The organism is Nonomuraea roseoviolacea subsp. carminata, assembly GCF_024172185.1.
Classification (GTDB): domain Bacteria; phylum Actinomycetota; class Actinomycetes; order Streptosporangiales; family Streptosporangiaceae; genus Nonomuraea; species Nonomuraea roseoviolacea.
The window spans coordinates 1,559,874-1,573,232 of the sequence record NZ_JAMZEC010000001.1 but is presented as its reverse complement, the minus strand read 5'-3'; the positions used below and the strand labels follow the sequence as shown (position 1 = coordinate 1,573,232).

13 protein-coding genes, 1 tRNA gene and 2 riboswitches are annotated in these 13,359 nt (G+C 72.4%); of the genes, 4 read left to right on the top strand and 10 right to left on the bottom strand.

Annotated features, from left to right (window positions below; genetic code table 11):
- Positions 1-18 precede the first annotated feature (18 nt).
- From HD595_RS07180 to HD595_RS07165, 4 genes are all read right to left on the bottom strand, one after another.
- Entirely contained in the window at positions 19-2,529 is a 2,511-nt protein-coding gene (locus HD595_RS07180) for an ABC transporter permease (RefSeq protein WP_253766801.1), read from the bottom strand.
- Position 2,530: 1 nt separating this feature from the next.
- Positions 2,531-3,295 (bottom strand): ABC transporter ATP-binding protein, encoded by a 765-nt coding sequence (locus HD595_RS07175; protein ID WP_253766799.1) that lies wholly within the window; start codon positions 3,293-3,295, stop codon positions 2,531-2,533.
- A gap of 152 nt (positions 3,296-3,447) precedes the next feature.
- Positions 3,448-4,086, bottom strand: a complete 639-nt coding sequence (locus HD595_RS07170; RefSeq protein ID WP_253766797.1) for a response regulator — start codon at positions 4,084-4,086, stop codon at positions 3,448-3,450.
- A gap of 32 nt (positions 4,087-4,118) precedes the next feature.
- Positions 4,119-5,324 carry a sensor histidine kinase gene (locus HD595_RS07165; protein WP_420540696.1) on the bottom strand — a complete coding sequence of 402 codons (1,206 nt, stop codon included), beginning with the start codon at positions 5,322-5,324 and terminating at the stop codon, positions 4,119-4,121.
- A gap of 159 nt (positions 5,325-5,483) precedes the next feature.
- On the opposite strand from HD595_RS07165, the gene HD595_RS07160 reads away from it, so the two are divergent.
- Positions 5,484-6,026, top strand: coding sequence for a hypothetical protein (locus tag HD595_RS07160; protein WP_253766793.1), 543 nt, complete (start codon positions 5,484-5,486; stop codon positions 6,024-6,026).
- Positions 6,027-6,096: 70 nt separating this feature from the next.
- On the opposite strand, the gene HD595_RS07155 is transcribed toward HD595_RS07160, so the two are convergent.
- Both HD595_RS07155 and bcp read right to left on the bottom strand, forming a co-directional pair.
- Positions 6,097-6,169: transfer RNA gene (locus HD595_RS07155), tRNA-Leu, on the bottom strand.
- Positions 6,170-6,675: 506 nt separating this feature from the next.
- Positions 6,676-7,149 carry a thioredoxin-dependent thiol peroxidase gene (bcp, locus tag HD595_RS07150; protein ID WP_253766791.1) on the bottom strand — a complete coding sequence of 158 codons (474 nt, stop codon included), beginning with the start codon at positions 7,147-7,149 and terminating at the stop codon, positions 6,676-6,678.
- Between the two features lie 115 nt (positions 7,150-7,264).
- Between bcp and HD595_RS07145 the strand changes: the two genes are divergently transcribed.
- Positions 7,265-7,588 (top strand): DUF3618 domain-containing protein, encoded by a 324-nt coding sequence (locus HD595_RS07145; protein ID WP_253766789.1) that lies wholly within the window; start codon positions 7,265-7,267, stop codon positions 7,586-7,588.
- Positions 7,589-7,673: 85 nt separating this feature from the next.
- Here HD595_RS07145 and HD595_RS07140 read toward each other — a convergent pair whose 3' ends face one another.
- Positions 7,674-8,867, bottom strand: a complete 1,194-nt coding sequence (locus tag HD595_RS07140; protein ID WP_253766787.1) for an amino acid deaminase/aldolase — start codon at positions 8,865-8,867, stop codon at positions 7,674-7,676.
- A gap of 137 nt (positions 8,868-9,004) precedes the next feature.
- Here HD595_RS07140 and HD595_RS07135 point away from each other — a divergent pair, with 137 nt between their 5' ends.
- Complete coding sequence (locus HD595_RS07135; protein WP_253766785.1) at positions 9,005-9,607, top strand: DUF6286 domain-containing protein; 603 nt, start codon at positions 9,005-9,007, stop codon at positions 9,605-9,607.
- Positions 9,604-10,104, top strand: coding sequence for a hypothetical protein (locus HD595_RS07130; RefSeq protein WP_253766783.1), 501 nt, complete (start codon positions 9,604-9,606; stop codon positions 10,102-10,104). Before HD595_RS07135 ends, HD595_RS07130 begins: the two co-directional genes overlap by 4 nt.
- A 130-nt stretch (positions 10,105-10,234) precedes the next feature.
- Here HD595_RS07130 and HD595_RS07125 read toward each other — a convergent pair whose 3' ends face one another.
- The 3 genes from HD595_RS07125 to gcvT are packed head-to-tail and all read right to left on the bottom strand — an operon-like array spanning position 10,235 to position 13,131.
- A complete protein-coding gene (locus HD595_RS07125) occupies positions 10,235-11,608 on the bottom strand; it encodes an L-serine ammonia-lyase (protein ID WP_253766781.1) in 1,374 nt (457 codons plus the stop codon).
- A gap of 51 nt (positions 11,609-11,659) precedes the next feature.
- A complete protein-coding gene (gene gcvH / locus HD595_RS07120; RefSeq protein WP_253766779.1) occupies positions 11,660-12,049 on the bottom strand; it encodes a glycine cleavage system protein GcvH in 390 nt (129 codons plus the stop codon).
- Positions 12,046-13,131 (bottom strand): glycine cleavage system aminomethyltransferase GcvT, encoded by a 1,086-nt coding sequence (gene gcvT / locus HD595_RS07115; RefSeq protein WP_253766777.1) that lies wholly within the window; start codon positions 13,129-13,131, stop codon positions 12,046-12,048. Before gcvT ends, gcvH begins: the two co-directional genes overlap by 4 nt.
- 32 nt (positions 13,132-13,163) lie before the next feature.
- A riboswitch (glycine riboswitch) is annotated at positions 13,164-13,259 on the bottom strand.
- Positions 13,260-13,357, bottom strand: a riboswitch (glycine riboswitch).
- Between the last annotated feature and the right edge of the window lie 2 nt (positions 13,358-13,359).

Here is a 13,359-nt window from a genome sequence, read left to right as displayed (position 1 = left end):
TCGGCGCGCGAGCCCGGGTCAGCCGCTCGCCAGTGCGCCGACGATCGAGGCGCGGGCCGCGCGCCGCGCCGGCAGCACCGCCGCCAGCACCCCCGCCACCCCCGACAGCACCACGAACAGCGCGACCTGCCCGTACGGCACCGCGTACACCGCCCCGTCGATCATGGCCCGTACGGCGGCCCAGCCGAACACCGCGCCCAGCACGACCCCGACCAGCGCCCCGATCAGCCCGAGCACCAGCGCCTCCACCGACAGCATCCGGCGCAGTTGCGGGCGTGTGAGGCCGAGGGCCCGCAGCAGCGCCGACTCCCGGGTCCGCTCGTGGACCGACAGCGACAGCGTGTTGGCGATGCCGAGCAGCGAGATGAGGATGGCCAGCCCCAGCAGCCCCGTGACGATCATCAGCAGCATGTCGAGGGTCTCGTCGAACTCGCCGCGCACCTCGGTCGAGCTGGACACCTTGACCGTCGGGTACGCCGCGGTCGCCGCGTCCACCACCGCCCGGGACCTCTCCGGCGCCACCCCGTCCCTGGCGTCGATCATCACCCGGGAGTCGGGCACCGCGCCGAAGTACCGGTCGAAGGCGCCCTCGGCCACGGTCAGCTCCGGCAGTGTGGACTCGGAGGCGTCCAGGAGGGCGACGACGGCGAGCCTGACCGCCCCGGCCCGCCCGGTGGCGACCGACAGCGAGTCGCCGACCCGGACGCCGAGCCGTCCCGCCACGTCGTCCGCGACCGCGACCTGCCCGTCGCCGAGGCCGCGCAGGGAGCCCGCCGTCAGGGGCGGGGCCATCGGCCCGCTGTACGTGCCCACCTCCAGGCGGCCCGCGCCGCCCTTCGGCCCGCTTACCTTCGCCTCGGCGAAGCGCACCTGCACCACGGAGGCCAGCTCCGGCCGCCGCCGCAGCTCCTCGCCGACCGAGCGGGGGATCGTGGAGTCGCGCTCCTGGGTGGCCACCAGGTAGTCGATGGGGAACTGGTCGTCCAGCTTGGCGGTCAGCGTCACCCGGGTCGAGGCGGTGAGCACGGAGATGAGCGTCATCAGCGTCACGCCCACGGTCAGCGCGACCGTGGTGGTGGCCGCCCGCTTCGGGTTGCGGCCGGAGTTGTCCACGGCCAGCCGTCCCGGCACGCCGAACAGCCGGGCCGGGACCGCCCCGATGGCCGCGCTGAGCGGCCTGACCAGCACGGGCCCGAGGATGAGCACGCCGAGGAACGTCACCGCGCCCCCGCCCATGACCACGAACAGCGACACCTGCTGCCCGGGCTCCAGCACCAGCGCCCCGACCCCGGCCAGGCCCAGGCCGGCCAGCAGGAACAGGCTCGCCGTGAGCACCCGGACCGGGCCGGTGCGGAAGACCTGCTCCTCCACCTGCGTGCGCAGCGCCGCGACCGGCGCGACCCGTGTGGACGTCCGAGCGGGCAGCACCGCCGAGCCGACGGTGACGAGCAGGCCGACGGCCAGCCCGAGGGCGATCGTGCCCGGCGCCAGCCGCACGGCGGCGCCGGTCGGCAGCGGCGCCTCCAGAGCGCCCAGGACGGCGAGCGTGGCCGCGCCCAGCCCGTATCCGGCCAGCAGCCCGAGCACCGACGACAGCAGCCCGATCGCCGCCGACTCCAGCAGCACCGAGCCGAACACCTGGCCCCGCGTCGCGCCGATGCAGCGCAGCAGCGCCATCTCCCGGGTGCGCTGCGCGACCAGGATCGTGAACGTGTTGTAGATGACCAGCGCCGCCACCAGCATGGACACCAGCCCGAACATGAGCAGGCCCACGGTCAGCGCCTTCGTCTCGACGCCGGCCTGCCGGGCGAGCCGGTCCGCGAGCTGCTCGCCGGTGATCACCTCCCGGCCGGAGCCGCCCGCCGCCGCGGCGACCGCGCTCCGCAGCCGCGCCGGGTCGGCGCCCGCGACGTCGATCTCGCGGAAGCCCTTCTCGCCCGTCATCCGCCGCGCCATGGCGGGGGTGAAGCCGACCACACCGGTGTAGGCGAGCTCCTGGTCCACGCCCGGGTCGAGGAGACCGGCCAGGCGGAACGTCCGCTTGCGCCCCTGGGGGTCCAGCACGGTGATCGTGTCGCCGGTCTTCAGGCCCTGGGCCTTGGCGGTGTTCTCGTCGAGCACCGCCGCCTGGTCGTCGGAGCCCGGGCCCGTACCGGAGACGATCACGGCGCGGTTCAGCGGCCCGGACGCGATCGACAGCGCGGTCGTCGGCGCGTTGCCGGCGGTCTTGCCGTCCTTGCCGATCAGCGGCGCGGGCCCGCGGACGACGCCCTGCGCGTCCGTGACGCCCGGCAGGGCCCGCACCTCGTCCAGCAGCGCCGCGGGCAGCCGGCCGTCCGGCCCCTCGGCCAGCACGGCCACGCTGACCTTGCCCGCGTCGGCCGTGACCTTCTGCGCGAAGCCGGCCTCGATGGTGTCCGTCAGCACGAACGTGCCCGCGATGAACCCCACGCCCAGCGTGATCGCCAGGGACGTGAGCAGCAGCCTGAGCCGGTGCGCCCGCAGCCCGGCCAGCGTGGTCCTCAGCATCTCAGCCTTCCAGCTTCATCAGCGTGTCGAGGACCGACTGCGGGGTGGGCGCGGTCAGCTCCGTGACCAGCTCGCCGTCGCGCAGGAAGATCACCCGGTCGGCGTACGCGGCGGCCACCGGGTCGTGCGTGACCATGACGATCGTCTGCCCCAGCTCCCGCACCGAGGCGCGCAGGAACGACAGCACCTCGGCGCCGCTGCGCGAGTCCAGGTTGCCGGTCGGCTCGTCCGCGAAGATCACCTGGGGCTTGCTGATGAGCGCCCGCGCCACGGCCACGCGCTGCTGCTGCCCGCCGGACAGCTCCGTCGGCCGGTGGCCGAGGCGGTCGCGCAGGCCGACGGTCTCCACGACCCGGTCGAACAGCACCTGGTCGGCCTGCCGGGCCGCGATCTCCAGGGGAAGGCGGATGTTCTGCTCGGCGGTCAGCGTCGGCAGCAGGTTGAACGCCTGGAACACGAAGCCGATCCGCTCGCGGCGCAGCAGCGTCAGCCGCTTGTCGCTGAGGCCGGTCAGCTCCACGTCGCCGACCTGCACGGTGCCCGACGTGGCCGTGTCCAGCCCGGCCAGGCAGTGCATCAGCGTGGACTTGCCCGAGCCGGACGGACCCATGATGGCCGTGAACGCGCCGGTCTCGAACGTCACGTCCACCTCGCGCAGGGCGTACACCTTCGCGTCGCCCTGGCCGTACACCTTGGTCAGGCCGCGCGCCACGACGGCGGGGGCGGCCCGGCGCCGGGTTCCGGTCTCGGTCTCGGTGATGGTCACGTTCGCTCCTTCGAGGGGTTGGGGAACGCGACTCACGCTATGAGGGAGATGTGTGGGAAAGATGGGCCCTGAGGAGGGATTTCGTATAAGCCGCCAGATGACGGCGGTCAACCTTTCGGCCGATCCGGCCAGCTCGCGAAGGGGCGTGGGGGTCAGGGGCGCGGGCGGTGGGACGGCACGACGAGCCCCGCCTCGTACGCGTACACGACCGCCTGCGCCCGGTCCCGGAGCTCCAGCTTGGCCAGCACCCGCCCCAGATGCGTCTTCACGGTCGCCTCGGCCACCTCCAGCGCGGCGGCGATCTCCAGGTTCGACAGGCCGCGGGCCACCATCAGCAGCACCTCGCGCTCGCGCGGCGTCAGCCCGGCGGCGTCGGGCGGCGGCTGGTCCGGGAGGTTCGCGGCGAACCGGTCGAGCATGCGCCGCAGGGTGCTGGGCGCCATGACGGCGTCCCCGGCGTGCACGGCCCTGATGGCGTTCACCAGGTCGTCCGGCGGCACGTCCTTCAGCAGGAACCCCGACGCGCCCGCCTTCACGGCCGCGAGCGCGTACTCGTCGAGGTCGAACGTCGTCAGGATGAGCACCTTGGGGCCGCGGATCCGGGCGGTCGCCTCGACGCCGTCCATGCCGGGCATGCGCACGTCCATGAGGACGACGTCCACGTCGGTGCCGCGCAGCGTCTCCAGCGCCTGCGCGCCGTCGCCCGCCTCGGCCACCACCTCGATGTCGGGCTGCGCCCCCAGCACCATCCTGAACCCGGCCCGCAGCAGCCGCTGGTCGTCGACCAGCATCACCCGGATGCGCGGGCTCCCGGCGCCGCCCATCAGGCGGCCCGGCCGGCAGGGACGGGCAGCCTGGCCAGCACCTCGAACCCGCCGCCCTGGCGCGGCTGCGCCGACACCGCCCCGCCGTACATGCCGACCCGTTCACGCATCCCGACCAGCCCGTGGCCGTCGTGGCCGCGCGGCGTCGCGGCCCCCCGCCCGTCGTCGGTGACCCGCACCGTCAGCTCCGCCCGGCCGTACGTGAGCTCGACCAGCGCCCGCACGCCGGGGCCGCCGTGCTTGAGCGCGTTCGTCAGGGCCTCCTGGATGATGCGGTAGACGGCGAGCTGCTGGCCCTCCGGCAGGTCGCACGGCGGGCCCGTCACCCGCAGCCGCGCCGGGACGCCCGCGCCCCGCACCAGCTCCTCCAACTGGGCGAGCCCCGGCTGGGGCGTGTAGTCGGTGCCGCTCGCGCCGTCACCGCCGTCGTCCTCGCGGTCGGCGCGCAGCACGCCGACCAGCCGCCGCATCTCGGCCAGCGCGTCGCGGCCGGTGCGGGAGATGTCGCGCACGGCCTGGCGGACCTGCTCGGGGTCGCGGTCGATCATGTAGCCGGCGCCGTCGGCCTGGACCACCATCACGCTGACGTTGTGCGCCACCACGTCGTGCAGCTCCCGGGCGATCCGCGCCCGCTCGGCCGTGGCCGCCAGCCGCGCCTGCTGGTCGCGCTCGCGCTCGGCCCGCTCGGCGCGTTCCTCCAGGCCCTCCAGGAAGCGGCGGCGCGTGTTCGCGTACAGGCCGGTCAGCCAGGTGGTCACGACGAAGATGGAACCGCTGAAGAACATGCTGAACGAGACCGTGTGCCAGTGCACCAGCACCAGGTACACGCCCAGCTCGGCGATCAGCCCGGCGGCCAGCGCCCAACGGAACGCGCGCCCGTAGGCCACCCACCACAGGGCCATCAGCACGGACAGGTTCGCCGGGACCGGGTCGAAGCCGAGCGCCCACTGCCCGAAGGAGACGAGCGACACGGCCGCGAACGTCTCCAGCGGCCGGCGCCGCTGCCACAGCAGCGGGACGATCAACAGGGCCGACAGGATCACGTACTGGGCCAGGTGGAGCGGGGTGCCCGAGCTCACGACGGTGCCGGTCGCGTACGGCCGGGCGGTCACCAGCGCCAGCACCACGAGGGGCGCTCCCCGGAGGGCGTCCATCACCTTGGCATGGCGCTTGGACCATGCATGTACCCTGCCGAACACATCCATACGATATGTACGGCCCGCCGAGGCTGTGTCCGCCTCAAGGTGGAAGTTCGGTGTACGACCCAGGTCTGACATCCGTGCAGGTCTTACGCCGGCCTTACGGCTCCATGGGCATAGTTGACCTTGGGAGCGCCCCTGACGGGGCAGTAAAGGGAGATCGTGATGGCGGATCATGATCGCGAAGTTGGGTCGCGCGGCGACGAGGAAGCGCCGCGCGACCCGGACCCCGGGGCGCAGCCTCCCCCCTCCCAGGACGCGACGGCGCACGCGAGCCCCGGCTGGAGCCCTCCGCCGGCGGCTCCCCGGCCGGACACCTCGTTCCGCGACTTCCTGCGCCAGAAGCCGACCCAGATCATCGGCGCGGCCCTCATCGGCCTGATCGTCGGCGGCCTGCTGGGCGGCACGGCCGTGGCGCTGGTCGTCGGCGTCACCCATCACGACCGGGTCGTCCCCTGGGGCCCGCGGTTCGGCTGGGACCCCTACCAGGACTGGGAGCACATGCCCCGCGCCTACCCGGACTGCCGCCCGGCGCCCGGCGGGACGTACTGCCGCTACGGCGCTCCGTACCCGCCGATGCCCTCCGTCGTTCCGGTGCCGTCCGTCGCCCCGGTGCCGCCGTCGTGGGTCCCGCCCGTTCCGCCCACCCCGACCTCGACCCTTCCGAGCACCCAGCCGCCCACCACGGCCCCGACGCGTACGAACTGATTCTCCGGGGGCCCATCACATGGGCGTGCCGAACGACACATGTCCCAGAGGAAGCCTCCGGGACGAGATGTAGGGCCGGTGGGATTCGAACCCACACTTACAGCCACCTAAAGACTGCGCCTCTGCCATTGGGCTACGACCCCTTGCTCGCCTTTCCCCGACCGGCGTAATTGTCGGTCTGGGAGTGGCAATTCGGGCAGAGGAAGCGCACATTCTCCAGCCGATTGTCGAGCCAATTCCCGTTCATGTGGTCGACATGGAGCGTAAGCGGCTTTCCCTGCCACGTCCCGTCAATCCTACAGGCTGCGCACGCGTAGGGAACCCCGGCTTCCCGTAGTGCCCGGCGCAGTGTCGGCGCCTTCTCACGTATCGACTCCGGCGGCGGCTGATGTGCGCATGGCTGCCGCCGGTCCACTTGACGCCGAGACGGCGCAGCACGTCCGCCACGCTCGGAGAAGCCGATGCCGCCTCCTCTGGCGTCTCGCACGTGTACGTGATAGAGGCCGCCATGGCGAAACGGTGCTGACATTTTCAGCAGCCCATGCGTCCGCGAAATATGTCGTCTCTTGGAGATATGTCGCCTGAATGAAGCAGACGTCGCGTGACGGCGACGGCGCGGGCCCGGGAAAGGCCCGCGGACCGGTACGCGTCAGGCGAGGCCGAGCTTCTTCTTCAGGGACGCGACGTGCCCCGTGGCCTTCACGTTGTAGAGCGCCTGCTCGATCTTTCCGTCGGCGTCGATGACGAAGGTCGAGCGGATGACGCCGACGACCTCCTTGCCGTACAGCTTCTTGGTGCCGTACGCGCCGTACGCCTGGTGGACCTCCAGGTCCGGGTCGGACAGCAGCGGGAACGTCAGCGCGTCGCGCTCCACGAACTTGTCCAGCTTGGCGGGCTTGTCCTTGGACACGCCGAGCACGGCGAATCCTTCGGCCGTGAGCTGCGCGAGGTTGTCGCGGAAGTCGCACGCCTGCTTGGTGCAGCCCGGCGTCATGGCGGCCGGGTAGAAGTAGAGGATCACGCGCCGGCCGCGGAAATCGCCCAGGGAGACGGTGTTTCCGCCCGCTGCGGGTAGCGTGAACTCGGGCGCGGCGTCGCCGGGCGCGAGCTTGGTTTCGGTCATGGGTCCTCCTGAGTACGTCCAGCAAAACCTACCGGGCCGGCATGCCGTCCGCCCGCCGTGCCGTACCCGGTAGCGACCTGACAGACTGATCACGAGCGTGGTCGAAAGGAGAGCCATGGCAGACACCGATCCCGACGAGCTGGAGCGCCGGATCGCTCAGACCCGGGCGGAGCTGGCGCAGACGGTCGACGCCATCGCCGACCGCGTGAGCCCCAAGCGGGTGAAGGAGCGTACGGTCGCCGACATGAAGGCGCGGGCCGGGGAGTTCGTCGCCTCCGTGGGTGACGCGCTGGGGGTGACCCGGCGGCCGGCGACGGGTGACGACGCGGAGCGGTTGTGGGACGACGAGCCGCCCGAGCTGGGGCCCGTGCTGATCGGGGTGGGGGCCGTGCTGGTGCTGGGCGCCGCGGTCATGCTCTGGAAGCGCCGCCGCCGCTGAGCCGCTGTCTCGGCCGCTCGCCGCCGGGGGTGCGACTCCCCGGCGGCGGCGTGCCGGCCGGCCGCGCGGGCCGCAGCCGCAGGGGTCAGAGGAAGGTCCTGCCCTCGCCGCGGTACGTCGGGACCGTGCCGACGAGTTCGTCCCCTTCGATGAGGTGCAGCGCCGCGAAGCGCTCGCACATCTCGCCCGCCTTGGCGTGCCGGAACCACACCCGGTCGCCCACCCGCAGGTCCTCGGCCGCCTCGCCGAGCAGCGGGGTCTGCACCTCTCCGGCCCCCTCGTCGGGCGTGTAGCGCAGCCCGGGCGGCAGGTACGGCTGGGGCAGGCGGCTCGGGCCGGGCGCGCCGGAGGCGAGGTAGCCGCCGCCGAGCACGGTCACCGTGCCCGGTCCCGGGCGGCGGACCACGGGCAGCGCGAAGAGCGCCGCCGGGCGCCCGGTGAAGGACCGGTAGAAGTCGAACAGCCGCGGGTGGAAGAACCCGGAGCCCGCCGCGACCTCGGTGACGGCCTTCTCGCGCACGGTCCGCTCGACGGACCCGGTGCCGCCGCCGTTGACGAAGTCGAGGTCGCAGAGCCGGCGTACGGCGTTGACGACGCGCCCGCGGCGCGTGACGAGCTCGCGGGCCGAGCGCTGCTGCATGAGGCGGATGGCGTGGGTCATCGCGGGGTTGCCGGGCGGGTCGTCGCCGACGCCCGCGATCTGCGCCTCGTACGCCATGAGGCCGGCCAGCCGGAACCCGGGCCGCTTGGCGATCTCGGCGGCCAGGTCGGCCGCCTGCTCGGGCTCGCGCACCGAGGAGCGCAACGCCCCCGCCCGGAACTTCCCGCCGAAGGCGACAAAGCCTGCATCGATATCCAGACATATCCGGATCTCGGGGCGGGGGTGGACGTCCGCCACGGCGTCGTCCACGTAGTCCAGGTGCTCGACCGAGTCCACGGTGACCGTGATCTCCCGCGCGAGGCGCGCGTCGCCGGCCAGCTCGGCGAGCGCCGCCCGGTCCGCCGTCGGGTAGGCCACCAGGATGTCGGTGAACCCGGAACGCGCCAGCCACAGCGCCTCCGGCAGGGTGAAGGCCATCAGGCCGCGGAAGCCGTCCATGGCCATGATGCGTTCGAGCACGGGACGGCAGCGGATCGACTTGGTCGCCACCCGGATCGGCTTGCCGCCCGCGCGCCGTACGAGGTCGGCGGCGTTGGCCCGCAGGGCGTCGAGATCGAGGATGGCGAACGGGGGGTCCAGGGTCTCGGTGGCGCGATCGTAGCGGGGGCGGGCATCCATATCAGCAGCGTATCCGCATATCGGGCAATTGAACATGAGTGACATTCATGTTGCCTGGAGTCGTCGTAATGATCGGGCAAACCGGCGGCGAGGGCATGATCCATCCGATGCCAGGCCGTGTACCTGTGGTCGATGTGATGAGCAGTCTCCAGCAGCTCCTGCCCGGCGTCGTCCTGGAGGCGCAGGACAGTCCGCTCCGCCGGTCCACCCGGGCGCTGAAACCCGCGCGCACCCCGGCCGGGGCGGTCGTCGCGCTGACGCTCACCGCCTGCCTCGGCCTGTCGGCCGCCGAGATCGTCGCGGCGCTGGTGGGCAAGCCGCTCGGCTGGGTGCCGCTGGAACGCCTGATCGACCTGGCCGGCCGGCACTCCTGGCACGAGCTGCGCGCCGGGGCGGCGTGGACCGTCGCGGCGGGCGCGGGCCTGCTGCTGCTGGCCGCCATGCCCGGACGCTGCCGCCTGGTGCCGGTCGAGACGTCCGATCCCGGCATCGTCATCGGCATCACCCGGATCGGCCTGCGCCGCACCCTGCGCGCCGTCGCCCAGGAGGTCGAGGGCGTGTCCAAGGCCCGGGTACGGCTGCGCAAGCGCACCATCGAGGTCACCGTGACGACGGCCGCGGAGAGCACGGGAGCGATGCTCCGGCAGGTCGGGGCCGCCGTGGGCGACCGGCTCGCGGGCGTGGGCACGCTGGGTACGGGCGAGGTCGTGGTCCGGCTGCGCAGAAGGAGGCGCTGGTGAGGCAGTACGCCGGGAACCGGGTCGGGCTGGCCATCGTAGGCGCGGTGCTGCTGCTCGTCGGCGCGTACGTGTGGCTGCGCGCCGACGACCGGCTCGGCGGGCTGTCGCCGCGGGCCAAGGTGCTGCCCGAGCAGACCGCCCGGCTGGTGGCCGAGCAGCAGTGGACGCTGTGGGCCGCGGCCCTCGGGCTGATGCTCCTCGGCCTTGTCGCGCTGCGGTGGCTGCTGCTCTGCCTCGGCTGGGGCCGTCAGGGCGTGCGGTCGGGCACGGGCACGGCCATGCTCTGCGTGGGTCTCAAGGACGTGGAAGGGCTGAGCCGTACGGGGGTGCGGGTCGTGGGTGACGGCGACCACCTGCGCGTCGCCATCACCTGCGCCCCGTCGGCCGACGTGGGCGCGATGGTCGGCAAGCTGGACAAGGAGATCGTGGGACGCATCCGCCGCGAGGTCCGCGACGACGACACCGGCACCGTCGTCCGCATCCACGTCCGCCGCTGAACCACCGCACGATCGTCCGCGTTCACCCCAGCCGCTGAAGCGCCGCACGATCGTCCACGTTCACCTCCGCCTCGCGCCTCAGCCTCCGCCGCCGCCGACGACGACCCTCCGTCCGCGGCGGACGGACGCCTCAGCACTCGATGACGTTGACGGCCAGGCCGCCGCGCGAGGTCTCCTTGTACTTGTCCAGCATGTCGGCGCCGGTCTGGCGCATGGTCTTGATGGCCTTGTCCAGGGCGACGAAGTGGCGGCCGTCGCCGCGCAGCGCGATCCGGGCCGCCGTGATCGCCTTGATCGAGGCCACCGCGTTGCGCTCGATGCACGGGATCTGCACCAACCCGCCGATCGGGTCGCAGGTCAGCCCCAGGTTGTGCTCGATGCCGATCTCGGCGGCGTTCTCCACCTGCTCCGGAGTGCCGCCCAGCACCTCGGTCAGCCCCGCCGCCGCCATCGAGCAGGCCGAGCCGACCTCGCCCTGACAGCCCACCTCCGCGCCGGAGATCGAGGCGTTCTCCTTGAACAGCACCCCGATCGCCGCCGCGGTCAGCAGGAACCGGATCACGCCCTCGTCGTCGGCGCCCGGCACGAACCGGCTGTAGTAGGTCAGCACCGCCGGGATGATCCCCGCCGCGCCGTTGGTCGGGGCGGTGACCACCCGGCCGCCCGCGGCGTTCTCCTCGTTGACCGCCAGCGCGAACAGCGACACCCAGTCCATCGCCCGCAACGGGTCCTCGCCCGCCTCGGACTGCAGGCGGCGGTGCAGCTGGTTGGCCCGCCGCCGGACCTTCAGCCCGCCCGGCAGCACGCCCTCCTGGGCGATGCCGCGGCGCACGCACTCGCTCATCACCCGCCACAGGTGCAGGATCTGCTCGCGGATCTCGGCCTCGGTGCGGCCGAAGGCCTTCTCGTTCTCCAGCATCAGGGCCGAGATCGACAGGCCGGTGGCCGAGCAGTGCTTGAGCAGGTCCTCGCCGGTGGTGAACGGGTAGGGCAGGACGGTGTCGTCGGGTTTGATCCGGTCGGCGCCGGTGGCGTTCTCGTCGACGACGAAGCCGCCGCCGACGGAGTAGTAGACCTTCTCGCGCAGGGTGTTGCCGTCGGCGTCGCGGGCGGTGAAGCGCATGCCGTTGGGGTGGCCGGGCAGGGAGATCTTGCGTTCGAAGACGAGGTCGTCGCCGACGACGAACGGGATCTCGCGTTTGCCGTAGAGGGTGACGGTGCCGGAGGCGCGCATGGCGGCCAGGCGGGGCTCGACGGTGTCGACGTCGACGTGTTCGGGTTTGTCGCCGGACAGGCCGAGCAGGACGGCTTTGTCGCTGCCGTGGCCTTTGCCGGTCAGGCCGAGCGAGCCGTAGAGGATGGCCTCGACGCGGGCGACCTGGTCGAGCAGGCCGTCCTGGTCGAGGCCGCGCGCGAACTTGTGCGCGGCGGCCATCGGGCCGCCGGTGTGCGAGCTCGACGGGCCGATGCCGACCTTGAACAGGTCGAAGACGCTGATCGCCATTGATGTGCGCCCTTCAGCAGGGCCGGGGCCCGGCGGGCCCCGGCGGGTGGGTCAGGACTCGCCCGAGGTGAGGGCTGTGTACTCCTCGGCCGAGAGCAGGTCCTCGGGGTCGCCCTCGACACGCACGCGGAACATCCAGCCCTCGCCGTACGGGTCGTTGTTGACCAGGGAGGGGTCGTCCACCACGGCCTGGTTGACCTCGACGATCTCGCCGCCGACGGGGGAGTAGATCTCGCTCACGGACTTGGTGGACTCGACCTCGCCGACCGAGTCACCGGCCGCGACGGTCGCGCCCGCGTCGGGAAGCTGGACGAACACCACGTCGCCAAGGGCCTCGGCGGCGTACGCCGTGACGCCGATCGTCACCGTGATGGCCTCGTCAAGGCCGGCGATCCACTCGTGTTCCTTGGTGTAGCTCAGCTCGTCAGGGATGTCGCTCACTTGTTCCTCCTGTAGAAAGGCAGTTCCACGAGGTCCATGGCCTCATGGCTGCCCCGGATGTCCACGGCCAGACCTTCGCCGGCCCCGGTGTCGACGTAGGCCATCGCGATGGGCTTGCCCAGAGTCTGGGAAGGGGCACCGCTGGTGACCTCGCCGACGACGGCACCGTCCTTGGTGACCGGGTACCCGTGGCGGGGCACCCGGCGGCCCCGGGCGACCAGACCGACGAGCCGGCGCCGCGGCGGGGTGTCCTTGACCGCCTCCAGCGCCGACCTGCCGACGAAGTCGCCCGGCTTGTCGAATTTCACCACCCTGCCCAGCCCGGCGTCGAACGGGGTCAGGTCGGGGCCCAGCTCGTTGCCGTACAGCGGCATGCCCGCCTCCAGGCGGAGGGTGTCACGGCTGGACAGGCCGGCCGGCCGCAGCCCGTACGGCTCGCCGGCCCGCGTGAGGGCGTGCCAGAGCGGCACGGCGTCCTCGTTGGCCACGAACAGCTCGAACCCGTCCTCGCCGGTGTAGCCGGTACGCGCGATCAGCGCCTGCCGCCCGTCGACCACGCCGGGCAGCCCCGCGTAGTACTTCAGGCCGGGCAGGTCGGCGTCGGTGAGGGTGGCCAGGATCTCCTGGGCGCGCGGCCCCTGCACGGCGATCAGCGCGTAGCGGTCGGAGCGGTCCTCGACGGCCGCGTCGTACGGCTTGGCGCGATCGGCCAGCTCGGCGGCCACCTTCTCGTAGTTGGAGGCGTTGGCCACGACCATGAACTCCTCGTCGCCCAGCCGGTAGACGATGAGGTCGTCGAGCACTCCGCCGCGCTCGTTGACGATCATGGTGTAGCGGGCGCGGCCCGGGACGAGCGCCGACAGGTGGCCGACCAGCGCGTAGTCGAGCGCCTGCCCGGCCTGCGGCCCGGTCACGAAGATCTCGCCCATGTGCGAGAGGTCGAACAGCCCGGCCGCGGTCCGCACGGCGTTGTGCTCGGCGGACTCGCTGCCGTAGCGCAGCGGCATGAGCCAGCCGGCGAAGTCGGTGAGCGTCGCGCCGAGACTCTCGTGGACGTCTCGCAACGGTGTAGATCGGGACATTTCGCACCTCAGGGCAGGGTCGGATGCCAGGATCCTCCCCCTCTGTCATGGATGCCTGAGAGCTTCGCCCGGGCTTTGCCGGACTTTCACCTTCGGCGAGGCCCGCGGGCCTGCTTTCCAGAGGTCACCTCGTCCGCGCGGTCCTTTGCCTTGAGAGGTTCGCGGGGAGGGCTTGCTCCTTCAGGGGCCCTGGATGGCTGTCAGGGCGCTCTCCCGCACGGTTTCGAC